The sequence below is a fragment of the Candidatus Kryptonium thompsonii genome (assembly GCF_001535985.1).
GTDB classification, from domain to species: domain Bacteria; phylum Bacteroidota; class Ignavibacteria; order Kryptoniales; family Kryptoniaceae; genus Kryptonium; species Kryptonium thompsonii.
Genome location: NZ_CZVS01000055.1, coordinates 1 through 24,711, shown reverse-complemented (window position 1 = coordinate 24,711; position 24,711 = coordinate 1). Strand labels below are relative to the sequence as shown.

Genomic DNA, 24,711 nt, shown 5'->3' with positions numbered 1-24,711 from the left:
TTGATGGCTGATTTCTTGAAAATGGGATTTTCTCCCTATGGAAAACCAGCTTTTGAAGTTTTAAAGAAACATTGGGTGAAACAACAAGTTTTAAGTAAAAACAAAATTTGGTGATTTATAAAATGGTAGAAGATAGGAATGAAATAGTTCATTTGTCCAGAGAGAAATACGAAGAGCTTTTAAAAGAATTAAACGAGCTAAAGACAAAAGGAAGAGCTGAAGTTGCAAGGAAGATAGCTGAGGCGAGAGGGCACGGTGATATTTCTGAAAATTCAGAGTATGAAACTGCGAAACAGGAACAAGAGATGCTTGAGATGAAAATTAAAAAACTTGAAGAAACTCTTGCAAAGGTGAAAATTATAGATACGAAAAATTTGCCAACTGATAAAGTTTATTTATATTCACGGGTTAAGGTTTTAAATCTTGATACAAATCAGGAGATTGAATACACTATTGTTTCAACTCATGAGGCAAATTCGGCTGAGAAAAAAGTGTCTAATAAATCACCCATTGGCAAGGGATTGCTTGGAAAGCAAGTTGGAGATATTGTTGAGATCAAGGTTCCAATTGGAATCGTCAGATATAAGATACTTGAGATAAGCAGATAGTTGCGTTGAAGAATCAATTCTCCGCGGGTGCTGATGCTTTTCTCAATCTGTCCATAATTGCAAGTCCAAGTCCTGTTTCTGTAACCGCTTGTGCATAGATTACGCTCACACCTGAATCATCGAGACGATGCAATGCTGAAAATAAATTTGCAGCTGCTTCAATTAAATCTCCGTTTTCTGATAAGACTTCGATATGTTTTGCTTTTATTTTCAATTCATTTTTTTTAAACAGGAGAATGCCTACATTTTCTGTTTCGTTTATTTCACTTAACTCATCTAATGATTTAAAAATTCTGACGGGTGTTTTGGGTGAATAATGTTTTTTTAATTGTCCAGGTGAAAGGATTTTTTCAGAGCTGGGTTGAATTTTCACTTTGCCTATGATTTTTTCGATTTCTTCAACAGGTAAACCGCCTGGTCGAAGAATTTTTGGCTCCTCATCGATTAAGGATAAAACTGTTGATTCAATGCCGATTGGACATTTTCCACCATCAAGGATTAGGTCAATTTTATCGCCAAGCATTCTTTCGACATGGTCAGCGGTTGTTGGGCTGATATATCCAAAGGGATTTGCGCTTGGTGCGGAAATCGGGGTTTCAGCATTTTCAATCAATGCAAGTGCAACATTGTGTGAGGGCATTCTTATAGCAACGGTTGGTAAGCCAGCGGTGACAATATCGGGGACGATATTTGATTTAGGTAAAACGAGGGTTAATGGTCCAGGCCAGAATTTTTCAATCAATTTAAGTGCTTTTTCATCAACTTGGGTTGTAAGTTTTTCAAGCCATTCGATTTTCGATATGTGAACTATAAGAGGGTCAAAAGTGGGTCGTTTTTTTACTTCGAAAATTTTGGCGACTGCGTATGGATTCAAGGCATTTGCACCAAGTCCATAAACTGTTTCAGTTGGGAAAGCTACAAGTCCACCTTCTTTTATTATTTTCCCAGCAAGTTTTATGTTTTCTTCTGTAGCTTTGACTCTCATCAGTCAAAAATGCTTAAATTTCTGAAATCTTTTCAAATTTATGCCAAAATTTAGCAGATGAAAGTAAAAATGAATTTTAAAGGGCTTTGATTTTCAATTATTTTTCTTGGCATAGACTTTGCATAAGTAAATTTACAGAAAAATTTTAAGTTTTACGAAAACAAAATATCTAGGTGAGAAACCATGGGAAAAATTGTTGGAATTGATCTTGGAACTACAAATTCTGTAGTTGCTGTAAAGATGGGAAATGATATTGTTGTGATACCAACTTCAGAAGGTCCGAGGACTTTGCCATCAGTTGTTGCGTTTACAAAGACTGGTGAGAGACTTGTAGGGCATCCTGCGAAAAGGCAGGCGATCACAAATCCAGAGAATACAATTTATTCGATAAAAAGGTTCATGGGACGATTTTATGATGAAGTGATCGAAGAGGCGAAGAGGGTGCCTTATAAAGTTGTGCGTGGACCAAACAATACCGCAAGAGTTCAGATTGGAGATAGAATTTATTCACCGCCAGAGATTTCCGCTATGATTTTGCAAAAGTTAAAACAGGATGCTGAGGCATATCTTGGTGAGAAAATTACAGATGCAGTTATAACTGTTCCAGCTTATTTCAATGACGCTCAGAGACAGGCAACCAAAGAAGCTGGAGAAATCGCAGGATTAAATGTTAGAAGAATTATCAATGAGCCTACCGCTGCGTCGCTTGCATTTGGACTTGATAAGAAAGGTAAGCAGATGAAAATCGCTGTGTTTGACCTTGGTGGTGGAACATTTGATATTTCGATTCTCGAAATAGGTGAGGGTGTTTTTGAGGTTAAGGGAACGAGTGGAGATACACATCTTGGTGGTGATGATTTTGATCAGAGGATTATTGATTGGATTGCTGAGGAATTTTTAAAGCAGGAGGGTGTAGATTTGCGTAAGGATCCGATTGCTTTACAAAGATTGAAAGAAGCAGCGGAGAGAGCGAAAATTGAACTTTCAAGCAGACTTGAGACCGAGATTAATCTTCCATTTATTACTGCGACGAGCACTGGACCGAAACATCTTCAGATGACATTGACGAGAGCGAAGTTTGAAGCGTTGATAGATGATTTGTTGCAAAAGCTTATCCCACCATGTGAGGAAGCGTTGAGAAGAGCGAAGTTAACAGTTGATGATATCGATGAGGTAATTCTCGTTGGTGGCTCAACGAGAGTTCCGAAAGTCCAGCAAATAGTTCGTGATTTCTTTAAAAAGGAACCGAACAAGAGTGTTAACCCAGACGAAGCAGTTGCAATAGGTGCAGCGATCCAAGCGGCAGTTCTCGCTGGTGAGGAGAAAGATATTCTCTTGCTTGATGTAACTCCGCTTTCGCTTGGAGTTGAGACGCTTGGTGGTATCATGACTGTTTTAATTCCAGCGAATACCACAATCCCAACAAGAAAAACTGAAATATTCACAACAGCAGCGGACAATCAGACATCTGTTGAGATACATGTATTGCAAGGTGAGAGACCGATGGCAAAAGATAATAGAACACTTGGAAGGTTTATACTTGATGGTATACCGCCAGCGCCGAGAGGAGTTCCACAAATTGAGGTTACATTTGATATCGATGCCAATGGAATTTTGCATGTGACGGCTAGGGATAAAGCAACGGGTAGGGAGCAGAGTATAAGAATAACGGCTTCGAGTGGATTGAGCAGAGAAGAAATTGAGAGGATGAAACGCGAAGCTCAAGAACATGCGGAGGAGGATAGAAGGAAACGCGAGGAAGCTGAACTGAGAAATCAAGCTGATAATCTTGTTTACACAACTCGCAAGCAACTTAACGAAATTGGAGATAAACTTCCATCTGATTTGAGAAGCAAAGTTGAGATGAAGGCAAATAAACTTGAAGATATGATCAAAACTGGTGCACCGATTGCTGATATACGAGCTGGGATTGATGACTTAACTCGCGCTTGGAATGAGGCTTCAAACTATCTCTATCAACATGCATCTGCTGGAACCAGCTACACGAGCGGTACTTCGCAGAGCTCAGAGACGAAGAAAGATATTAAAGATGCGGATTATGAAGTAGTTGATGACAAGGATAAAAAAGAGAAGAATTAAAGATTTGAGAATTTAAAAGAACCTTTTTCAAAAGGCGAGGTTTTAAACCTCGCCTTTTTTATCAAAAATAAAATAATGGAGGTGATCGAAACATGAATTGGAATAAATTTACCATAAAATCCCAAGACGCCATTCAAAAAGCAATGCAAATTGCTGCTGAAAAAAGTCATCAAGTTATTGAACCTGAACATTTGCTTCTTGCATTAATTGATGATGAAACTGGTCTTGTAAATTCGATCATAAAGAAAATCGGTGGGAATGTTGCTTACATTAAAAATAGATTAAATCAATCAATTGCCAGATTTCCCCAAGTGCAAGGAGCTGGGCTTGGGAATCAGTACATTTCACAAAGTTTGATGAAAATTTTTGACGATGCTTTGAAAGAGGCAAATCAACTGAGGGATGAGTATATAAGTGTTGAACATTTACTAATTGCACTTGCGGAAAATAAAAATAATGATGCTGGTCGTATTCTTGCTGATCAAGGGATAACCAAAGATGCCATTTTGAAGGTAATGCGAGAGATTCGAGGTTCACAAAGGGTGACCGATCAAAATCCAGAGGACAAGTATCAAGCGTTGCAGAAGTACGGTAGGGATTTAACCGAGCTTGCTCGCTTGGGTAAACTTGACCCTGTCATCGGTAGGGATGAAGAAATTCGTCGTGTGATGCAGGTTCTTTCAAGAAGGACGAAAAATAACCCAGTTTTAATCGGTGAACCAGGCGTTGGTAAAACTGCCATTGTTGAAGGCATCGCACATAGAATTGTTCAAGGTGATGTCCCTGAGTCATTAAAGAATAAGAGAATTTTTGCGCTTGATATAGGTGCTTTGATAGCAGGAACGAAGTATCGAGGTGAATTTGAAGATAGATTGAAAGCTGTTTTGCGTGAGGTTCAAGAATCCAACGGTGAGATAATTTTGTTCATCGATGAATTGCATACAATTGTAGGAGCAGGTGCAGCTGAAGGCGCAGTTGATGCAGCAAATATGTTGAAACCAGCGCTTGCTCGAGGAGAACTTCATGCAATTGGTGCGACAACGATTGATGAATATAGAAAACACATCGAGAAAGATCCAGCTCTCGAAAGAAGATTTCAACCGATCCTTGTCGAGGAACCATCTGTTGAAGATACAATTTCAATTCTGCGTGGGTTGAAAGAAAAATATGAAATTCATCATGGTGTAAGGATTACAGATGCTGCGATAGTAGCTGCTGCACAATTGAGCCATAGGTATATTAGCGATAGATATCTTCCCGATAAAGCCATTGATTTAATTGATGAGGCAGCATCAAAATTGAGAATTGAAATTGATTCAATGCCCGAGGAACTTGATGAAATTGAAAGAAAGATAAAACAACTTGAGATTGAGCGAGAAGCTGTTAAGCGTGAATTAACATCAAACTACGCAACGGATATTGATAGGAAGGCGACTGAGAAAAAACTTGAAGATATAGAACGTGAGATCGCTTCTTTGCGTGAGGAAAGAGATCGATTGAGGGCACACTGGCAAACTGAAAAAGAACTTATAAAGTCAATCCATGAAATAAAGGAACAAATAGAAAAAGCAAAAATTGAATCAGAAAAAGCTGAAAGGGAAGGGGATTACGCAAAGGTTGCTGAGATTAGATATGGCGTAATCCATTCGCTCGAGATGAAGCTAAAAGAGACAACACAAAAGTTAGCCGAAGTTCAAAAAGATTTGAGAATGCTAAAGGAAGAGGTTGACGCTGAAGATATAGCCGAAATTGTTTCAAGATGGACAGGAATCCCAGTTCAAAAGATGCTTGAAAGTGAAAGGGTTAAACTTTTAAATATGGAGGAGAGATTACACGAAAGAATCGTGGATCAGGAAGAAGCTGTTAAGGCTGTTAGTAATGCAATTCGCAGAGCAAGGGCAGGGCTTCAAGATGAAAGGAGACCTATTGGTTCGTTTCTTTTCATTGGTAGCACAGGCGTTGGGAAGACAGAACTTGCAAGAGCGCTTGCAGAATTGCTTTTTAACGATGAGAACGCTATGGTGAGAATTGATATGTCTGAATATATGGAAAAATTTTCAGTTTCACGATTGATTGGGGCACCGCCTGGTTATGTTGGATATGAAGAGGGTGGGCAGTTAACAGAAGCTGTAAGAAGGAAACCTTATTCGGTCGTTTTGCTTGATGAAATTGAAAAGGCGCACCCAGAAGTTTTTAACATCCTGCTTCAAGTTCTTGAAGATGGGCGCTTGACGGATAGCAAAGGACATGTTGTTAATTTTAAAAACACGATTATCATCATGACATCCAACATTGGCTCGCACATAATCCAAGAGAAAATATCAAGAATGAACTACGAAGATAAAGACAAAGTTATGGAAGAAATAAGAAACGAATTAATGCAACTTTTGAGACAAACGATAAGGCCTGAATTCTTGAACAGGATTGATGAGATAATCTTCTTTAAGCCACTGACGAAAGAAGATATACTTAAAATAGTTGACTTGCAAATAAAACAAGTTAATAAGCGTCTTGAGAAAAATAATATGAAGATTGAGCTCACTGACAAAGCTAAGGTATGGCTCGCTGAAATTGGTTATGATCCGACATTTGGTGCAAGACCTTTGAGAAGGGTTATACAGAAACACATACTTGACACACTTGCTGAAAAAATCCTTGCTGGGGAATTTATGAGTGGTGATACTATTATAGTAGATGTTGATTTTTACGGTAAGCCAGTCTTTACTAAAAAAGCAGAAGTTGAAGTTGTCTAAATGATGACAGGGGAGAAAATCCCCTGTCATTTTTTATTTTTTCTTTTTTCTTTTCTTCTCTTCTTCGAATTCAAATAACTTTAAAATGCCAGATTCAGAAACAAACTCCCTGATTCTTTTTTCTGCCAACTTCACATACTCTTCATTTATCTCATACCCTATGTAATGCCGTTTGGTTTTTATAGCCGCAATCCCTGTTTGTCCACTGCCCATAAAAGGATCTAAAACAATTTCCCCTTCAAAGGTATAAAGCTGAATCAATCTATACGGTAATTCTACAGGAAACGGTGCGGGATGCCCAACTTTTGTAGCTGGTTCCGCAGGAAATGTCCAAACGCTTTTGGTAAATTCGAGAAATTCATCTCTGGAAATAGTGCTTTTTCTTCCCAAATTTTCTCTTGAGAAAGTACCTTTTGAAAAGACTAAAATGTATTCGTGCACATCTCTTAGCGTTGGATTTTTAGCGGAAAGCCAAGTGCCCCATGCTGTTGAAGGGCTGCTACTTGATCCCTTGTTCCAGATGATTTCGCCTCTCATCAAGAAACCTAAATCAAGCATGTCTTCAATGATAAAAGCGTGAAGCGGAATGTATGGTTTTCTTCCAAGATTGGCAATATTAATGCATGCCCTTCCTCCTGGAACAAGAACTCTTTTAACTTCACTCCATACCCTTTTCAAAAATGCTCTATACTCATCCAAAGTAAGGTTCTCATCATATTCTTTCCCTACATTATAGGGCGGTGAAGTAACCATTAGGTGAATGCTGTTATCAGGTAACTCTTCCATCCTTTCGCTTGACTTACAAAGGATCTTATCCAAGATGTGAGACGGAACTGGGTTTTCTGTATATTCTACAGCTTCTTCTTTGGGTAATCCTTCATATAATTTGCTTGCGTAGAACGGGGTAGAATCATGGGCAATTCTACCTGGTGAGCCGAATGAACTCGTTTTTGTTCCGATTTTTTTCCGATTGTTGCTCATTTTAATCCTCCATCCAAAGATCAACCCATCTTTTGTAAGGATTAAAGTTTACTTTTGTTTTTTGCCAATTTATTTCAATTTTTCTTGTCATATTATCATTAACTAAACTTGATAATGCCTCTTTAGAGATTTCAACACCTCTTGGATTTGTTCCAGGTTTTGGAAGTTTAATATAGTTTTCTCTGCCAATTCTGTCAAAAAGGTTGATTTGAGTTTCTAATGGAATATAATAAAATCCTCCAACATCATTCCAGTTAATTTGGATAAGCAAAATATCGCAAGAAGGATAATAATTTTCGCGAAATTCCTTTGCTTTTTGAGCATCGACTGTCCATATAAGTTTAACTCCTCCGAAACTTTTACCAGTAATTGTTTTAATTGATATTGGCTCGCCAAATAATTTTACATCTACCTCAGGTTCAGTTATAGGAATGTTTGTCTCGACATTTGCTTCACCAAATTTATAAATGAGCAATGCTACAATTATTCTTTCTCGAACTGAGCCAACCTCCATCCCTGTTTTACCCGCCCTCGAGCTTTCTAATTCTGCGAGTTGGAAAAGGTAAGGTAAACGATTTTTTATCTTCTCAACAAGCCTTGTATCTTCAAATATCTCTATCAAGCGACTGGGCATTTTTATTTCTCTATCTTTTTGTTGGCGAGATAAAGTATAACTTGTCTTATCAACTCTAAACAAAACTGCAATCACTTCCAAATCAGCATTCTTGACATATTATACCCTATTATTTTCATTTTTCCCAAGTTTTTCCATCAAATCTCATATTCAACCGACAAATTGAAATTCCTTATCGGTGCCAAATTCCCAACGATTTCAACATAGTTATACTGCAAAAGATTATTTCCGTTTAGATAAATTTTGAATCTTTTCATATCAATCCCAAGCCTTGCATCGACAACATAAATGGGCACTCTTGCCTCAGCGTCGGAGACGATGAGTTTTAAAAGTTCATCAATTCTTTCATATTTGCTGATAAATCTAAAGTCAATTCCTGCAAATAGGAACTTATAACTTGCATTTGTGTTGGCGTAAAAAATGTGTTTCGGCCTGTATTTCAAGATTGCATTTTCACTTAAATCCCACGGGAAAAGATAAGTATAACCAAGCGAAAAACTTATAAAGTTTACAGGATAAAAGTTAATTCCAACTTCTGCTCCTTGTATTCTTGCTTCTGTAACATTTTTAAATATAATTTTTCCGTCTGTATCAAATACTGGTTCAATCAAGTTCCAATAGTGATTCCAAAATAGCGATAAATCAATCAGTATGATTGGTGATATAAACCTTGAGCCAACCTCAAACGATATAGCTCGCTCTGGTTTTAAAGATGGATTTGGTTTAACAGTTACACCTGCGGCAGTTGTGCTTGTGAAGGCTTCGCTTATTGCCGGGGCTCTGAAACCCGTCCCGAGTGATGTTCTAAAATTTAAAGTTTGGGTGAGTTTGTAAATTGCACTGAATTTTGGGTTTATCTGCCCTGTGTACTTCAGAGAATCAAGTTTATATAAATCATTTCTTAATCCAAGTGAAATGGAAAGCTCCGGTAAAAGTTTGATATCGTCCTGAAGATATAACGCAATTGAGTGTGAATTTCGCCTTCCGAAGAGCGAAGATTTGACGGTGTTGTAAGTCAATTCAATTCCAGCTATAAGATAGTTTCTTTCGTCTGGTTGATAGTTGAGTTGAACTTCGGAGTTTGTAAGTCCAGCGGTGCTTCGATTTTGTGGAGTTCCATTATCATTCCATTTGTTTCTGAAAAAGCCAAGGCGAAAAGTGTAAAAGAATTTCGGGGTCATGATTTTTTTGTATTGTGCGAAGGTGACAAATCTTTCTGAATTTACCATCGCTCCAACATCTTCATCTCTTGGTCGCAAGGCATTTCTCAGATTTTTCCAATAGAAAAATGTTTCGTTTTTTTGTCGAAGATAGGTGAAAATAAGGTTTAAAGTTGAGTACGGGGAAAAGGTGTACTTAAATTTTGAAAAAAGATTCCATCTGTGATAGTTCTGATTTTGCTTGTATCCTTCATCAATGCCTCTTTGAATATGGATTAGCGAACTTAAATTTTGAGTTGATAAATTCAGTGAAGCAAAACCGCCATAGTAAAATCTATTTCTTTGGCTCCATCGCCATTCTTGATAATATGGTTTATCATACATTCCGAAGTAAGTTCTAAAGCGTAAATTTTGTCTTGGGCTGGTTTCTTTTGTAATTACATTTATCACTCCGCCTATAGCATTTGAGCCGTAAAGAGCTGAACCAGCGCCCTTTACAATCTCAACTCTATCAATTTGCCAAACTGGTATGGCTTCCCATATTATTTCTCCTGCATCGCCAGTTAAAAATGGCATCCCATCGAAGAGAAGCAAAACTCTTGTTCCCGTACCTCGACTGTATCCACTTGAACCACGAATGTTAACTTGATATTGAATCATATTAACGCCTGGAACATAGCGAAGTATATCATCGATTTGAAGATTGTTTCTATTTGAAATGAGTTCAGATTCAACTACGTGCGTGCTTATCGGGATTTCGCTTAGTGTCTGCTCCCTTCTTGTCGCTGTTATAACAACTGGTTCAGTCGTGTAAGCGGTTGGTTTTAACTCAACTGTTATGTTAGTTTCTTGAGCAGGCAAGATTTCAATCTCAATCCTTTTTGTTTCATAGCCTATCGCTGAAAATTTAAGTGTGTATTTCCCGGGTTTGATATTTTTGATTATAAATTTTCCATCCGGGTTTGTTGCTGAGACAAGAAATGTGTTTTCAAGTAGCACATTAACTCCGAAGATTGGTTGCTTGGTTTCTGAGTCAAGCACCACACCGGATAAAGTTCCCGGTTTTTGCTGTTGAGAGAAGAGCTGTGAAATTATTAAAAGTAAGAGAATGAAAATTCGCATTGTTTCAATCTTTTAAATTTTGTTTTGCAATTAGGAAGCCAATTATTTCAGCAAATTTAAACGGTTGGGGTGGGGGATTGTCAAAGTCGCATGTGATGTTAATTCCTCTTATGAATTTACCATATGGAATGTAAATTGGGGTTGGAATCGTGTCATATTCCGTTGTATCGTAAACTCCAATTGCTTTCCAATCTGAAAATATGTTTGGGCCATATTGAAGTGCAACTGCAATGTATTCCCATTTTCCAGTGTCTGCAAGAACTTCGTATTTTGTTGAGTCTACTTTTTTTGGCAATGATTGGCTAAATTTTGCTTTTCCCCCTAAAACTTCGTTTATTATATCACTTGGTGGATAATTTCTAAAAGCTACAACTCTTAGATCATAAACTGTATCTGGCCATGTGCCTTTGAAATAAACCGTTCCACCAAACCCAGGCTCTTCATAGATCAGGGTGCCTGCTTCCGTTGGTTTTAGTCCATGGTCACACGAGAGAAGAAAGAGAAGAAAAGGAGCAATTAAAAATATCTTGCGCATATTTGCAAAACTTGGTTTATTTTTTTATCTTTTGAAAGTTAAAAAAATAAAACTTTACGCAGATGGCAAAGCCAAAAGAGAAAAAGTCCAAAGTTATTTTTCCTAAGCATGAAATTCCTTTTTCAGCAGTAAATTTTTTCCTCCTTATTTTTGGCGTTGTTTTAATTTTTATCGGTTTTTATCTTATGGCAATAGGTGGAGTTGATAGTTTCACCGCTGTTACGCTTGCGCCGATTCTTTTGTTTATCGCATATGTTATAATTATACCGCTTGCGATTTTAAAGAAGTTTAAAAACGAAAAGAGTTAACCCTTTTTCACACTTCGCCCAAGTTTTTCTTCAACGCTTTTAACTTTGCTCTCAAGCGCTCCAACTCTACCTTTTCTATAATCAACCTTGATTGTAATAGATATTCTGTTACATTCGTCTTTCAACGCTTCAAAACATTTTTTAATCGTATTAAACACATCATCCCATTCCCCTTCAATTATGGTTCCCATTGGTGTTAACTTATATTCAAGCCCACTTTTGTCAACTATATCTACACATCTTGCAACATATTTGCTCACGCTTTCACCTTGTCCAATTGGGGTCATGCTAAATTCGCAAAGTAACATAGATGGTTGCTCAATTTTGTTTTGAATTTAGGTTCAGGTAATCTTCGTGTAGGCTTTGAATACATTCACCGCAAAAGTAGTAAATTTTTTCAATCCCAATAGCTCTCTCAACAAGTTTTCCTTTATCAAATGTTCTACCGCAAAGAGTGCATTTTAATTGTGCTGAATATGGATTTTGCGATCTCTCCTGTTTCAAAATTAAACCATACCCGTAGAAGATGGCAAATATCACGATCAAAATAATAATTGCGATTCCGATTAAACCTATCATTTTTTATTTCTCTTTCTTTATGACATATTTCTCGTAAATTTCACGAAGCCGTCTCATTGATAGAGAATCAAGGTCTTCGTCGTCTTTGTGTCTTTTAAGAAACATTTCAAAATCGTATTTGTCCTTTCCCTTTAATCGATATGAAATTCGCTGAAGTTCTTCGATCATCTTTTTTTGCTCTGCGTATGTAGTCATTTTGTAAGTTTTGTTAATTTTTAAAATGAGTAAGCTATTCCAAGAACAAAGGTCATTGTATCAAAATTAATTCTCGTTCTAAAAGGTGACGGATCAATTTGGATGATGTAGCCATCGTAGCTTATCGAGCTGTCTTTAAATTTGCTTTCAACCTCAACAATTGGATCGCGAAATTTTAATTCTGCCTTGAGCCCCAAATTTTTAAGCAAGTTATATCCAACTCCCGACATCACTTGGATACCAAGATTAATCGGCGAATTTTGAACCTCACTTCTTGTGTTAACGATGGATTTGGTAAAATTTCCTTTATAAGCACCGACCCCGCCACCGATGTAAACGCTCCATTTCTCAGAGCTAAATGGAGCGAGAAAAAATAAATTTAGTTCGGCGATGTAAATTGTGTATTTATCTTCAATTGGAATTTTTATGAGTTGATTGGAAATTCTTCGTGTTAAGAAATCGCCAACTTTTTTATTTACGACTTCAAGTGATAGCCCCGCTAAGTAACCTTCGGTTATTTTATGTCTTAGTTCAGCCGAGAAGCCGAACCATCCATTGACTTCGGTTGAAAAATCGCGCAAGCCTCTATCTCTTGAGATCACATCTGGATAAACGAAGGCGGAAAGAATGTAGTTAAAATTTAAAGAAATTGACTTGCTAGGCTGGGCGAATGAAAAGCTCAAAAGTGGTAGGAACAACAAAATTAAACTTTTTGCAAGTTTTGGAAACATAGCTTAGTTATAGATTATTGTGCGAAATCAGCCCAGCCTTTATCAAAGCTGGGCAATATAGAAATTATTGCTCGAAATACAAGGATCGGTTGTCAACTATTTTAGCGTTCTTTTTCAAATTATCGATCCAGCTGAAAAATAGTGTGTTTTTCTTTTCGTTGTAAATTTGTTGTTTTAAGGTTTCGTGTTGGGATTTATAAGCGGAAGAGTCAAAAGGTGTTTTATTTACAAGTTGAATGAGATAAACAAATGAATTGCCTTTTATAGTTTGCGAAATTTCATTTGGTTTCATATCAATGAGTTTGCCAAGGACATTTTCATCCGTGCCAATCCCAGGAATTCCACCAGAAAGCGTGAAACCTGATGCAGTTTTTACTTCAAGCGTTGAATCAAGCTTTGTTATAGATTCAAGACCTTCGTTTTTGTTGAGTTTAGTTCTGAGGCTTTCAAGATAATTATATGCCTTGTCTTTAAGTTTTTCGCGCCTTACTCTAACCTTGATCGCTTCTCTTACTTCTTCAAGTGGTCTTATACCAGCTTCTTTGATTTCGCTTATTGTAAAGACCGCGAACCCACCTCTGATCTTGAACACAGGGCTTACACTTCCCAATTTATTTGAAAATGCCCAATCAGAGATTGTCTTGTTAAACCCAATTCCAGGGATAGGTGAATCTTTGGTAAACGGTGGTGTTGTTTTGATGTCAAGACCAAGCGCTGAAGCTTCCTGGACAAATTTTTTCCCACTTACAGTGTGGCTGAAGTCTTCCGCTCGCTTTCTCTGCGATTCTATTGTTTCGGAGCTTGCTCTCACACCTAATTTAATGTCAGCAATTTTTAATTCTCTGTTGTCTTTGGCGATAACTTTGATGATGTGCAGACCATATTGAGTTCTGACGGGACCAACTATTTCTCCAGGTTTTGCTTTAAAGCACGCTTCTTCAAATTCTTTTACCATTCTTCCCTTTCCGAACCAACCGAGATCTCCACCTTTACTGGCTGTAACTTGATCAACGGAGAAAGTCGCAGCAAGCTTTGCAAAATCCTCACCCTTTTTCGCAAGGTTGAGAATATCTTTAGCAAGATTGTATGATTCGGCTGTGTCTCGACCAATGGGGACGAGAATATGGCTTGCTCTTACAAATGTATCAGAACCTTTGCGTTCATCAAGAATTTTTATAAGGTGAATTCCATCGCTTGCTTTCAACGGCCCAACAATTTCACCAACTTTTTTATCCCATATTTCATTTTCAATTTCGGGTAAAAGTTCACCATGCTTAAAAAATACATCTGAGAAAGGTGCTTCTGAGTAATTCTTTACAAGCTCAACAAAGTCAGCCCCTTGCATCGCTTGTTGTTTAAAGTTTTCTAGCTCCCTCAAAACGGATGCAGTATCTTCCGCGGATGGCATATCAGAGAAAAGTACATATTTCAAGCGTCTCGTTTCTTGGATCCTGAATTCATCTTGATGATTCCTGTAATATTCTTTTATCTCGTCATCTGTTGGTTCGCTTATCTCTTTGGAAAATCTATTTGGATCAAGTGAGACATATTTAATTTCATATCTTGTATTTTGCTTCTCGAACCTTTCTCTTATTTCCCCTTCACTCACAAGAACACTTGCAAGGAGACGGCTTTGAAGTTTTTCCGTTAATTTTTGCGCCTTCAAAAATTTTTCAACCTCTATCCAAAATTGCCTCGCTTGTGGGGTTGTTGATTTCAAAGCCCTTTCAAGGAGAACTCTGTCTATTTTCCCTGTTGAATCCACAAAATTTCTCTTAACTGGTTCAGGTAATGTTTCAGGTGAATTCAAAACCCAATCGGTTATTTCTTCATCTGTTACTGTTAAATTAAGTTTTTTTATCTCTTGTTCGATAAGTTTTCTTGTGACAAGTTGTTCCCATACTTGATTTCTAAGCTGTTCGAGCATAAAATCGTCGGGATCATTTCCAGTTCTTTGCTTGAAATTTTCAATTTCAAATTCAAGGGCTTGATTGAATTCTTGATAAGTTATCTCTTCCCCGTTAACTATCCCAATTGGTTCGCGTGCGAAGCCATTGCTGCGGTGTCTGCCGGTTATATCCATTCCCCAATCAAGGACAATTGTTAAAAGGAAAAGAATTACAAGTGATAAAAGAATTGCTGGTAAATTATCTCTCATCTTAGCCATTATGGGCATGGTGCGTCTTTTACCTCAAATTGTTTTTGATTTTTTGTAAATTTAAAGCAAAAGGGTTAAAAATCAAAAGACAGGATGGATGTATCTTCCTCAGGTGAGAATTCATTTAACCTTTTATGTTGCCGATTGGCCTTAAAGCGGCAACTTTTCTTGAAATGCCCGCTCTATCAACTGCTTCAATTACATCCGATATGTTTTTGTACGCTGCTCCTGCCTCCTCAACTAGGCCAGATTTTGAAGCAGCCCTTACATATATACCTCGCTCTTCCATTTGTTTGATAAGCTGATTATAATTTATCTCCTTTTTTGCCTTATGCCTGCTCATTGTTCTTCCACTGCCGTGGCAGGTTGAGCCAAATGTTTCTTCCATTGCTCTTTTGGTTCCAACGAGAAGATACGAACCTGTTTCCATTGAGCCACCAATTATTACAGGTTGACCTGTATCTTTGTAAATTTCTGCAAGCTCCGGATGTCCGGGTCCAAATGAACGGGTTGAACCTTTTCTGTGAACGAGAAGCTTTTTAATTTTTCCATCAACTTCATATTCTTCAGCTTTTGCGATGTTGTGTGCAACATCATAAACTAAGTGCATTTCAAGTTCTTCTGCAGATTTTTTGAAAACTTTTTCGAATGCTTCCCTAACTCTGTGAAGAATGACTTGACGATTTGCAAACGCCATATTAGCTGCACAAAGCATAGCGGAGTAGTAATCTCTACCTTCGGGTGAGTCAATCGGTGCGCAGGCAAGTTCTTTGTCAAGAAGTGGGATGCCATATTTTTTCATGGCGTCAAGAAAAACTTTTAAATAATCTGTTGCTATCTGATGCCCGAAACCTCTTGACCCGCAGTGAATCATAACGACGATTTGACCTTCTTGTTCAATTCCAAAGCTATTTGCAACATTGTGATCAAAGATTCTATCAACAACCTGTATTTCAAGGTAGTGATTTCCCGAACCAAGTGTCCCAAGTTGATCTATTCCACGTTCCCTTGCTTTTTTGCTTACCTTGGATGGATCGGCTCCTTTTATAGCACCGTGTTCCTCAATTCTTTCGAGATCTTCCTTCCAACCATACCCATGTTCAACGCACCAGCGAGCACCTTTTACCATTACTTCATCAAATTGTGAATTTGACAGTTTAACAAATCCAGTTGCTCCGACTCCAGTTGGGACAGTTTGAAATAGAAGGTCAACAAGTTCTTTAAGCTTTGGTTTCACTTCTTCAAGCGTTAAGTTCGTTTTTACAAGTCGCATTCCGCAGTTTATGTCAAAACCTATACCTCCGGGCGATATGACACCACCGTCAAAATCAAACGCAGCTACACCTCCAATTGGAAAACCATAACCCCAGTGTCCGTCTGGCATGCATAGAGCGTATTTTTGAATCCCGGGCAAACAGGCAACATTTGTCACTTGTTCAAAGACACCTTCATCCATTGCATCAAGAAGTTGTTTAGTGGCGTAAATCCGCGCGGGTACACGCATGCCTTTCTTATATGTTTCAGGTATTTCCCAAATAACTTCTGAAATTCTTTTTATTTCCTTTGGTGCAGGCATTGCCGTTTTTGAAGGTTTGTTTTTCTTGTGTTAATAATTTACTAAAAATTTTGAAGTGATTCCAAATGGGGAGTAAGGTCGAAACTTTTACATTTCTTTTGTCCCCGAACTATGACAGACGATGCACGGCTTTTTCCAATCAAAATTTTCAAAATCAAAAACAAGGGCGTATGTTAAACCTTTATCCGTCCATGAAAGAATATTAAATCCATCTCTGGTATCCAAATAAAAGTTAATATCTTTGAAGTTAACCTTCCTTTTTCCGTGCGGGCTTGCACTTTTAGATGGTGCAACAAGTAATGTCATAGGCCGACCGTCCATCTCGTATGACACAAGCGCAGCATAATCGTTGTTCAGCGCCACAAGTCGCGCTCCTTTTATGCGATAGGGTTGGTTTGAGGGATCTGGATAACGCGGAAGGCGAAAGTTGAATTTTAACTTTTTATCAAACCAGTTTGAAATCTCTGCCTCAGAAGATGTCTGTATTTCAAGGGGAAGTTGGCCGTTAATCTGTCTTATGTGATTTTCGACCGCTATAGCTGCCAAATCAGTACGCTGTGAGTAAAAGTAAATAGTTAATAAGACACCGATAAAAAAGATTGCAACCATGACAAGAGAAAAAGACCGTATAAAAGTTTTGCTTTTTTTCGGCTTAAATTTCTCAATTTGCTTTACAAGTTCGGTTTTGAAATCGTTAAAATCGATGTTTATTTCTTCTTTTAAAATTCTTATTGAATCAACGAAGTCACGCTGTTGCTTTAAAATTTTTGCGCATTCAGCGCATTCTTTTATATGTTGTTTAAATTGTTCAAGCTCATCTCCGGCAAGTTCACCGTCAAGGTAAAGGTTTATCCAGACTTTAATTGTTTTGTGATCTATCATCGCTATTTCTTTTCGTAAATTTTTAAAAACGCTTCTTTCAGTTTTTCCCTTGCTCTGTTTAATCTCGACATAACTGTTCCAAGTGGACAATCAAGAATTTTTGAAATTTCACTATATGAAAAATCCTCAAAATACCTCAAAATAAGAATTTCCTTATACGCATCTGGCAAATCGTTCAATGCTTTCATCAGCAATTGACGCATTTCATTATTAATTAACAATTCCTCTGGATTTATATTCCATTCATCGCTTACATTTTCAATTGTTTCATCAAGGTGAATGGGCGAAATTAAGTTTCTTTTTCGTTGGTTCAACCATAGGTTTCGCATAATTGTAAAAAGCCAAGCCTTCACATTTGAATTTTCGTCAAGTGAATCCATATTCTTCAATGCTTTATAGCAGGTTTCCTGAACTAAATCTTTCGCATCCTCTTCGTTTCCAGTCATTGCAAGTGCATACCTCAGCAAGGAATCAATTGAATTGATGATCTCTTTTTTGATTTTTTCAAACATTGCTGATTGCCAGAAGTTTTCATAAGGTAAGGTAAATATAAAAAAGTGAAACAGGAATTTCAAATAGAGATGTGGAGCCGACGGGATTCGAACCCGTGACCTCCAGAGTGCGATTCTGGCGCTCTCCCATCTGAGCTACGGCCCCCTAGGTTTGATATAAATATATTGAACATAAGACGGAAAAACAAATTATCAGTGGAATAAATTGGCACTTTCGCTTGTCTTAATAAGTGAAAGTCGAAAAAATAAAGAAACAAACGACCATGCGGAGATTGGAAAAATTTTACTGGTTTGTTTTACTATTCATCGTCTTTTTATTGTCCTTTACATTTGTCAGCGAAAAGCAAGCAAACTCATCTTCAAAAGCAAGTTATGAAGTAAAAATCCCACTCGGTATCCCAAGGGATTTATGGGAGATATTCATTCCGCCAGATAACCCAATAACCCCTGAAAAGGTTGAACTTGGAAGGAAACTTTATTTTTGATAAACGCCTTTCCGTTGATAATACTGTTGCCTGTGCTACTTGCCATGACCCGAAATTTGCATTTGCAGAAAATAAAAAGGTAAGTGAGGGGGTAGGTGGAAAGAAGGGCGCGAGAAATGCTCCAACTGTTTTAAATGCAATGTTTTTTGAACAACAGTTTTGGGATGGAAGAGCTCCAACACTTGAAGAACAGGCAAAACAGCCGATAATCAATCCGATTGAAATGGGCATGCCAGATCATGATGCGGTTGTTAAAAAATTGAAAGGAATCCCTGAATATGTTGAGGCATTTAAAAAAGTTTTCGGTGGCGAGATCACCATTGATAGAGTTGCCCAAGCCATCGCTGCTTTTGAGAGGACATTATTGACGGGAAATTCGCCATTTGACAGGTTTATCGCTGGTGATGAGAATGCCATTAGTGAGTCTGCGAAGAGAGGGTGGCAATTGTTTCAAGGCAAAGCCAGATGTATAACATGTCATGAGTTCAATCGTTCAAATCCATTCTTCACGGATAATAAATATCACAACATCGGTGTTGCGATGAACAAGGAGGGATTTGCGGAACTTGCGAAGAAAGCCGAACAACTTGCGAAGCAAGGACGACTTGATAAGAGAAAACTTGATGAGCTTGCGCTTGACCCAGCATTTTCTGAACTTGGGAGATTTCTCGTAACATTTAATCCCAAGGATATCGGTGCGTTTAAAACTCCAACATTGAGAAATGTTGAACTTACCGCCCCTTATATGCACGATGGGAGTGAGGCAACGCTTATGGATGTTATTGAATTTTACAATAGGGGTGGGAATGCGAATCCAAATCTATCGGGTGAGATGAGACCTCTTAATTTAACAGATCAGGAGAAGCAGGATCTTGTTGAATTTTTGAAGGCATTAACAGGTGAATTTCCAAAAGATTTCCCCGAAAATAAATGAACAAATAAACAAAGGAGGTGCAAAATCATGCCTAAAATGCCAAGTGAAAGGAAAGAAGAGCAATACTTGAAAGAGCGAGATGAATTTTTCAAGGCTCTTCCGAAATTAAACCGAAGGCAGTTTATTAAAGTTGCGATGGCTTCTGCAGCGGTCGCGCTTGCAAAGAATCAATTCCCGCCGCATTCATTCCAGCTTGTTGAAGCAGTTGAAGCAAAGCAAGGTGGTGGGACCGAAGTCAAGTTCAGATTTGCCTACATTTCGGATACCCATCTTTACGAACGAAAGCTTAATGAAAGATTTGTCCGCGCTGCTTTGAAGGCAGTTCAAGATGTGAATGCGCTTGATCCACAGCCTGATTTTGTTTTGTTCGGCGGTGACCTTGCTCAACTTGGGCAGCCTGAGGAGTTAAAGCTTGGTAAAGAGATTTTAAGCGAGCTTAAACCAAAACTCTATATGATGGTTGGAGAGCACGATTGGTATCTTGATCTCGGTGAGAAGTGGATTGAACTATTTGGTAAACCGTATTATTCGTTTGATCATAAGGGGGTGCACTTCATCGTTTTGAATTCCGTCCTTGTGGATGATTACTGGACGGAGACAAAGATGACCCCGATGGAAAGAATGAAATTTATGGCTCAGCTTGATAATCCGAAGGGAAGACCCTTCACAGTTGGAAGAGGTTATGGAGATGTTGGTAAAAAACAATTCGAGTGGCTTAAGCAAGACCTTGCGAAGGTTTCAAAGGATACCCCAATAGTTGTGTTCTCTCATTCTCCGCTTTACAAGTATTACAAGCCATGGAATTTCTGGACTGATGACGCGGAAGAAGTTCAAGCGCTTTTGAGGCCATTTAAGAATGTTACTGTGATCCACGGGCATACGCATCAACCTGTGTTTAACAGAATCGGGAACATAAACTTCTACGGTATGCTTTCAACTGCTTGGCCATGGCCTTACGCACCGACTGGACTTCCGAAATTGACGATCAAGATGAACAGGGCTGACCCATTCGATCAATTTGATGGCACAGGTGATGGAACAGTTGAGGTTTTAGCAAATGGAAAAGCGAATAAAATTTATAATCTCTGGAGCAGGGAACCTATGAAAGTTACGGCAAGATATCTTGAATCAGGTGGAAAAGAAGAAGTTCCACCAGTTCCAGTTGATCCATCGTTTTAAAAATAAACTTCTAAGGAGGAATTTCTATGAAGAAAAAAATTGTTTTACTTATCTCTGTCTTCCTCGTTAGTATATTTTTAAGTGGCAAGAATGATTTGAGTGCCATTGAGGGCAAAGGTGATAAGAAATCCGAGAAAAAAGTTATAACAGCATGTGATGGGGAAACGCAAGTTGTTTTAAATGATGTTTCAAAGGATGAAGTTATGACAAGGGAGAAAGCGCAAGAGGTCGCGAATATGCTTTTGGCAACATATCAACAGCAGAAGAAATATCAGTCAACGAAATTCACAAGGAGGGATTCTTTGATTTGGGAACGAGAATTGAAGGCAATGATTGAAGAAGGATACAAATGGTTTCATGACCCATCGCTTGGGACGAATGGGATTTCATGCGATATGTGTCATCCTGATGCAACAGATACCCATCCAGAGACATATCCAAAGTTCCAAATTCAATTGAAGAAGATCGCTTTGCTTCGCGATATGATCAACTGGTGCATTGAAAATCCAATGGAAGGCAAACCTCTCAAAGAAGATGACCCACGGATGAAAGCAATAGAAGCGTATATAATCTGGGCTCGTGCTAATCAGGATCCAAGGCCTCATGCTAAAACTCTCAACCCAGGAAAGAGATAATTTTATTTGACAGTGCTTTTAAGCCCCAGCTTATTGCTGGGGCTTTTTTGTTTAATAATCTCATTCAAATGCCCAATATTAGCCATCCTTTTACCTAATCCATTCTGCAAAAATTCCTTGATTTTGTAAAAAAATTAAATGGCATACCCTTTGTTTTTATTTTTTGAGAAGGTTTAAACAAAAACGAGTATAAAAATGCCAGATAAATCTTTAGCTCAACCGCAAGCAGCAGTGCCACAAGATCAAGTTGAGACGAAACATAAAGGTGCTAAAAAAACAATTTTTCTTGTTTCAATCCCGATTATCATTTTGCAGATTATAATTGCTTATCTTCTTGTTCTTGATTTGAATTCAAAAACGGCTGTCTCGGATAGCTCACAAAAACAGCCAATGAAATCGCAGATGCCAGCAGAAAAAACAGCCGATGAATATAAAATTAGCGAATCTGAATTTGTTGGTTTGCATCCTGAGTTTTTATTCGTCGTTAAAGATTTAATTGTAAATCCAGCTGGAACTGGGGGAATGAGATATTTATTAACAAGCGTTGGGATAGAAGTGACAAATGAAAAGGCATTTGCGGAGATTCAAAGCAAGGAAATTATAGTGAATGATATCTTGATAAATATTCTTTCGAATAAGACGCTCGAAGAATTAAGCGATGTTTCCAAGCGTAAAGATTTAAGAAGGGAGATAGCGAGAAAAGTCGATGATATCTTGACACAAGGAAAGGTACGAAATGTTTATTTCAGCAAATTTATAATCCAATGATAAAGAGCAATGCCTGAGATTTTATCACAGCAAGAAATAGACAGCTTACTGGCGGGTTTTAGCGCTGGGAAATCACCTGGGGAGATAATATCAACGCAGGGAGAAAAAGAGGTTGTCCCATATGAATTTCGTCGTCCGAGCCGTGTTTCAAAAAATCAGATAAGAACAATTCAAACACTTCATCAAAATTTTGCTGAATCTCTTGGCTATTACCTTACAAGTCGACTTCAAACCCCAGTTTCAATTCAGGTTGAAAATGTCGATCAACTTTTTTATTCGGAGTATATACTTTCAGTTGAAAAGCCAAGTGTAATCTTTACGCTTTCAGCTGGTGAAAACAAAGGAGAGTTTATTTTTGAACTTGGCATTGAGCTTTCGTTTGTGTTGATTGAGAAGTTGCTTGGTGGTGGTGTTGAAATTCCTGAGATTGGAAAGAAGAAAGTTGTAAGGGCTTTGACACAGATAGAGCAAAATTTGATCAGAGGCATAGTTGAACGCTCAATTTCTGAGCTTGAGAAAGCATGGGGTATGATCGATTCATTTAAATTTAAAATTGCAAAGTATGAAAGTGACCCCGACATCGTGCAAATTGCGCCATCAAGTGAAATTGTTCTCGTTATTTCGTTCAATGTCTCGCTCGCTGATAAAAATTATAGAATGACCATATGTTATCCTATGTTTGTGATCGAAGATACGCTGACGAAGATGACACTTCAAAGATTTATGGGGGTTAAGAAACATACACCGGAAGAATATGTGAAATACATAGCCGAAAAAATTAAAACAACAAAAATTCCTGTAAGTGTCGAGCTTGGGCAAAGCGAGGTAACTCTTGCAGATTTGCTAAACCTTGAAGTTGGAGATATAATTTTACTTAACACGGGTGTCGATTCAGAAGTTAAGGTCTATATTGCTGGTAAGTTGAAACTCTACGGTAAACCTGGAATTTTCGGCGGTAAAAAGGCGGTAAGAATTGCAAACAACGAGGAGGGTTAAGCATGGAAAAGGAAAAAGCAACAGGGCAAGGGGAAGTTAAAAATGCTGAATTTCAAAATTTTGAGGGATTAACAACGGAACAAAATTCGCAAACCGAAAAGGTTATTAATAGCAAGCTTGAGCTTTTATTTGATGTAATGTTGCCCGTTTCAATTGAACTTGGACGAACATCAATGTTGATAAAAGATATACTTGAACTTGATCGTGGTTCGATAATTGAGCTTGATAAACTTGCAAGCGAACCAGTTGATGTTATCGTCAATGGTAAAAAAATTGCAGAGGGAGAAGTTGTTGTAATAGATAAACACTTCGGAATTAGAATTACAAACCTTATTGCGGTTGAGGAAAGACTAAAAAATGTGAAAAGGTAAAATGCTTGGCATCTTAGCAAAGTTGATTCTGTCATTTGCACTTATAATTTCTTTGATGTTTGCGCTTTTATATCTGATGAAAAAATTTTATCTACCCAATGCGGGTTTTCGGGGTTTCGGAGCCAATATAAAAATCTATGAGAAGTTTCAAATTCAGCCAAGGAAAACAATTTACCTTGTGAAGGTTATAAACAAAATTTTAGTTTTAGGGATAAGTGAAAATTCTTTTAGTGTTCTAACTGAAATAAGTGAGCCTGAGCTTGTGAGAGCGCTTGATGAAATTTATTCTTCTGGAGACGGTAAAAATGGGAAGTTGTTAAATTTAAAGTATGGGGGTGATTTGAGAAGATGAGGAAACTTGCGTTACCTTTAATTTTCATTCTTTTAGTTTCAATTGGAAATGCGCAACCAAGTTCGACTGACAAAATCACCTTTCCTGTTCCAAAGATAACAGTTGAAGTTGGAAAGGCGCAGAATTCAGGTGATCTTGCTGTGACTTTACAAATTTTGCTTTTGATGACGATTCTTTCGCTTGCGCCTGCGATAATCATTTTGACGACATCGTTTACGAGGATAATCGTCGTTTTCCATTTTTTGAAGCAGGCTTTGGGAGTCCAGCAGATGCCCCCAAGTCAGGTGCTTGTTGGTCTTGCCCTTTTCCTTACATTTTTTATAATGTCCCCTGTTTGGGATAAAATTAATAAAGACGCATTGCAACCGTATTTGAGAAATGAGATTACGCAAGCCGAAGCGTATGAGAAAGCGATAGAACCACTTCGTGAGTTTATGTTTAAACAAGTTCGTGAAGATGATCTCGCTCTTTTTGTTTCACTTGCAAAACTCCCCAAACCAAATAATAGAAATGAAATACCAACTTATGTGCTCATCCCAGCCTTTGCGATCAGCGAGCTTAAAATTGCGTTCCAAATTGGATTTCTTATTTATGTTCCATTTTTGATGATTGATTTGATCGTTGCAAGTGTTTTAATGTCTATGGGGATGATAATGCTTCCACCTGTGATGATCTCATTGCCATTTAAAATTTTACTTTTCATCCTGATCGATGGATGGCATCTTGTTGTTCAATCGTTAATTCAAAGTTTTCATTAAAAATTTATGTGAAAATTTAAGATGACGGAGCAATTTATAATTCACCTTGCGAGGGAGACATTTTTCACGGCGCTTTTGGTTTCTGCTCCTGTTCTGATAGCTTCGGCGATCGTTGGATTGATAATTTCGATTTTTCAATCGGCAACTTCAATAAATGAGATGACATTAACATTTGTTCCAAAGCTTATTGTTATAGCAATTGTCACTGTTATCGCTTTGCCATGGATAATTGATGTTCTCGTCAGCTTCACAAAGGAATTGTTTAACCAGATACCAAACATAGCGAAGTGATTTGATGGAGTTTTATTTTTCGACATTCTTTGCATTTATCTTGATTTTTGTTCGGGTTTTAAGTTTTCTCTCTGCTTCACCTATTTTGGGACATTCCGTCGTACCTTTTCAGTTAAAATTCTG

The 24,711-nt window shown here is 37.9% G+C and carries 27 protein-coding genes and 1 tRNA gene; 14 read left to right on the top strand and 14 right to left on the bottom strand.

Annotation, left to right across the window (positions count from 1 at the left end; all coding sequences use genetic code 11):
* The first annotated feature begins 122 nt into the window (after positions 1-122).
* Positions 123-608 (top strand): transcription elongation factor GreA, encoded by a 486-nt coding sequence (gene greA / locus AWW78_RS08030; RefSeq protein ID WP_047133430.1) that lies wholly within the window; start codon positions 123-125, stop codon positions 606-608.
* Between the two features lie 13 nt (positions 609-621).
* Here the strand turns inward: greA and AWW78_RS08025 are convergent, their stop codons facing one another.
* On the bottom strand, positions 622-1,593 hold the full coding sequence (locus AWW78_RS08025) for an L-threonylcarbamoyladenylate synthase (RefSeq protein WP_047133429.1): 972 nt from the start codon (positions 1,591-1,593) through the stop codon (positions 622-624).
* A gap of 183 nt (positions 1,594-1,776) precedes the next feature.
* Here AWW78_RS08025 and dnaK point away from each other — a divergent pair, with 183 nt between their 5' ends.
* The gene (gene dnaK, locus AWW78_RS08020; RefSeq protein WP_047133428.1) at positions 1,777-3,693 is read left to right on the top strand and encodes a molecular chaperone DnaK; all 1,917 of its coding nucleotides are present in this window, start codon (positions 1,777-1,779) and stop codon (positions 3,691-3,693) included.
* A gap of 92 nt (positions 3,694-3,785) precedes the next feature.
* Positions 3,786-6,446 carry an ATP-dependent chaperone ClpB gene (gene clpB, locus AWW78_RS08015; protein ID WP_047133427.1) on the top strand — a complete coding sequence of 887 codons (2,661 nt, stop codon included), beginning with the start codon at positions 3,786-3,788 and terminating at the stop codon, positions 6,444-6,446.
* 33 nt (positions 6,447-6,479) lie between these two features.
* Here the strand turns inward: clpB and AWW78_RS08010 are convergent, their stop codons facing one another.
* From AWW78_RS08010 to AWW78_RS07995, 4 genes are all read right to left on the bottom strand, one after another.
* Entirely contained in the window at positions 6,480-7,427 is a 948-nt protein-coding gene (locus tag AWW78_RS08010) for a DNA-methyltransferase (protein WP_047133460.1), read from the bottom strand.
* Position 7,428: 1 nt separating this feature from the next.
* A complete protein-coding gene (locus AWW78_RS08005) occupies positions 7,429-8,136 on the bottom strand; it encodes a ThaI family type II restriction endonuclease (protein WP_234697933.1) in 708 nt (235 codons plus the stop codon).
* Between the two features lie 62 nt (positions 8,137-8,198).
* The gene (locus AWW78_RS08000) at positions 8,199-10,343 is read right to left on the bottom strand and encodes a TonB-dependent receptor (RefSeq protein ID WP_047133425.1); all 2,145 of its coding nucleotides are present in this window, start codon (positions 10,341-10,343) and stop codon (positions 8,199-8,201) included.
* A 4-nt stretch (positions 10,344-10,347) separates the two neighbouring features.
* Positions 10,348-10,878, bottom strand: coding sequence for a hypothetical protein (locus tag AWW78_RS07995; protein ID WP_047133424.1), 531 nt, complete (start codon positions 10,876-10,878; stop codon positions 10,348-10,350).
* Between the two features lie 62 nt (positions 10,879-10,940).
* Between AWW78_RS07995 and AWW78_RS07990 the strand changes: the two genes are divergently transcribed.
* On the top strand, positions 10,941-11,186 hold the full coding sequence (locus tag AWW78_RS07990; RefSeq protein ID WP_047133423.1) for a hypothetical protein: 246 nt from the start codon (positions 10,941-10,943) through the stop codon (positions 11,184-11,186).
* Here the strand turns inward: AWW78_RS07990 and AWW78_RS07985 are convergent.
* The 9 genes from AWW78_RS07985 to AWW78_RS07945 form a co-directional block, all read right to left on the bottom strand.
* Complete coding sequence (locus AWW78_RS07985; protein WP_047133422.1) at positions 11,183-11,494, bottom strand: MTH1187 family thiamine-binding protein; 312 nt, start codon at positions 11,492-11,494, stop codon at positions 11,183-11,185. The two genes, AWW78_RS07990 and AWW78_RS07985, sit on opposite strands and share 4 nt — an antisense overlap.
* A gap of 10 nt (positions 11,495-11,504) precedes the next feature.
* Positions 11,505-11,765 carry a hypothetical protein gene (locus AWW78_RS07980; protein WP_047133421.1) on the bottom strand — a complete coding sequence of 87 codons (261 nt, stop codon included), beginning with the start codon at positions 11,763-11,765 and terminating at the stop codon, positions 11,505-11,507.
* Between the two features lie 3 nt (positions 11,766-11,768).
* Positions 11,769-11,960 (bottom strand): hypothetical protein, encoded by a 192-nt coding sequence (locus AWW78_RS07975; RefSeq protein WP_047133420.1) that lies wholly within the window; start codon positions 11,958-11,960, stop codon positions 11,769-11,771.
* A 20-nt stretch (positions 11,961-11,980) separates the two neighbouring features.
* The gene (locus tag AWW78_RS07970) at positions 11,981-12,691 is read right to left on the bottom strand and encodes an outer membrane protein (protein ID WP_047133419.1); all 711 of its coding nucleotides are present in this window, start codon (positions 12,689-12,691) and stop codon (positions 11,981-11,983) included.
* A 64-nt stretch (positions 12,692-12,755) separates the two neighbouring features.
* Positions 12,756-14,858, bottom strand: coding sequence for a peptidylprolyl isomerase (locus AWW78_RS07965; RefSeq protein WP_047133418.1), 2,103 nt, complete (start codon positions 14,856-14,858; stop codon positions 12,756-12,758).
* 115 nt (positions 14,859-14,973) lie between these two features.
* Positions 14,974-16,425, bottom strand: coding sequence for an RtcB family protein (locus AWW78_RS07960; protein WP_047133417.1), 1,452 nt, complete (start codon positions 16,423-16,425; stop codon positions 14,974-14,976).
* Between the two features lie 87 nt (positions 16,426-16,512).
* Positions 16,513-17,307 (bottom strand): zf-HC2 domain-containing protein, encoded by a 795-nt coding sequence (locus tag AWW78_RS07955; protein ID WP_047133416.1) that lies wholly within the window; start codon positions 17,305-17,307, stop codon positions 16,513-16,515.
* Between the two features lie 2 nt (positions 17,308-17,309).
* Complete coding sequence (locus AWW78_RS07950; protein WP_047133415.1) at positions 17,310-17,819, bottom strand: RNA polymerase sigma factor; 510 nt, start codon at positions 17,817-17,819, stop codon at positions 17,310-17,312.
* A gap of 72 nt (positions 17,820-17,891) precedes the next feature.
* Positions 17,892-17,964, bottom strand: a tRNA-Ala gene (locus AWW78_RS07945).
* A gap of 118 nt (positions 17,965-18,082) precedes the next feature.
* Here AWW78_RS07945 and AWW78_RS07940 point away from each other — a divergent pair.
* From AWW78_RS07940 to fliQ, 10 genes are all read left to right on the top strand, one after another.
* On the top strand, positions 18,083-18,304 hold the full coding sequence (locus AWW78_RS07940) for a hypothetical protein (protein ID WP_075426208.1): 222 nt from the start codon (positions 18,083-18,085) through the stop codon (positions 18,302-18,304).
* Positions 18,276-19,238, top strand: coding sequence for a cytochrome-c peroxidase (locus AWW78_RS07935; RefSeq protein WP_141653907.1), 963 nt, complete (start codon positions 18,276-18,278; stop codon positions 19,236-19,238). Before AWW78_RS07940 ends, AWW78_RS07935 begins: the two co-directional genes overlap by 29 nt.
* Positions 19,239-19,265: 27 nt before the next feature.
* The gene (locus AWW78_RS07930) at positions 19,266-20,417 is read left to right on the top strand and encodes a metallophosphoesterase family protein (protein WP_320409995.1); all 1,152 of its coding nucleotides are present in this window, start codon (positions 19,266-19,268) and stop codon (positions 20,415-20,417) included.
* Positions 20,418-20,443: 26 nt separating this feature from the next.
* The gene (locus AWW78_RS07925; RefSeq protein ID WP_075426206.1) at positions 20,444-21,052 is read left to right on the top strand and encodes a c-type cytochrome; all 609 of its coding nucleotides are present in this window, start codon (positions 20,444-20,446) and stop codon (positions 21,050-21,052) included.
* Between the two features lie 195 nt (positions 21,053-21,247).
* Positions 21,248-21,820, top strand: coding sequence for a flagellar basal body-associated FliL family protein (locus AWW78_RS07920; protein WP_075426205.1), 573 nt, complete (start codon positions 21,248-21,250; stop codon positions 21,818-21,820).
* Positions 21,821-21,829: 9 nt separating this feature from the next.
* On the top strand, positions 21,830-22,816 hold the full coding sequence (gene fliM / locus AWW78_RS07915) for a flagellar motor switch protein FliM (protein WP_047133413.1): 987 nt from the start codon (positions 21,830-21,832) through the stop codon (positions 22,814-22,816).
* A gap of 2 nt (positions 22,817-22,818) precedes the next feature.
* Positions 22,819-23,187, top strand: coding sequence for a flagellar motor switch protein FliN (fliN, locus tag AWW78_RS07910; RefSeq protein ID WP_082349104.1), 369 nt, complete (start codon positions 22,819-22,821; stop codon positions 23,185-23,187).
* A 1-nt stretch (position 23,188) separates the two neighbouring features.
* On the top strand, positions 23,189-23,539 hold the full coding sequence (locus AWW78_RS07905; protein WP_047133412.1) for a FliO/MopB family protein: 351 nt from the start codon (positions 23,189-23,191) through the stop codon (positions 23,537-23,539).
* Positions 23,536-24,297 (top strand): flagellar type III secretion system pore protein FliP, encoded by a 762-nt coding sequence (gene fliP, locus AWW78_RS07900; protein ID WP_047133411.1) that lies wholly within the window; start codon positions 23,536-23,538, stop codon positions 24,295-24,297. The genes AWW78_RS07905 and fliP overlap by 4 nt, the downstream gene beginning before the upstream one ends.
* A gap of 21 nt (positions 24,298-24,318) precedes the next feature.
* Positions 24,319-24,588 (top strand): flagellar biosynthesis protein FliQ, encoded by a 270-nt coding sequence (gene fliQ / locus AWW78_RS07895; RefSeq protein WP_047133410.1) that lies wholly within the window; start codon positions 24,319-24,321, stop codon positions 24,586-24,588.
* Positions 24,589-24,711 lie beyond the last annotated feature (123 nt).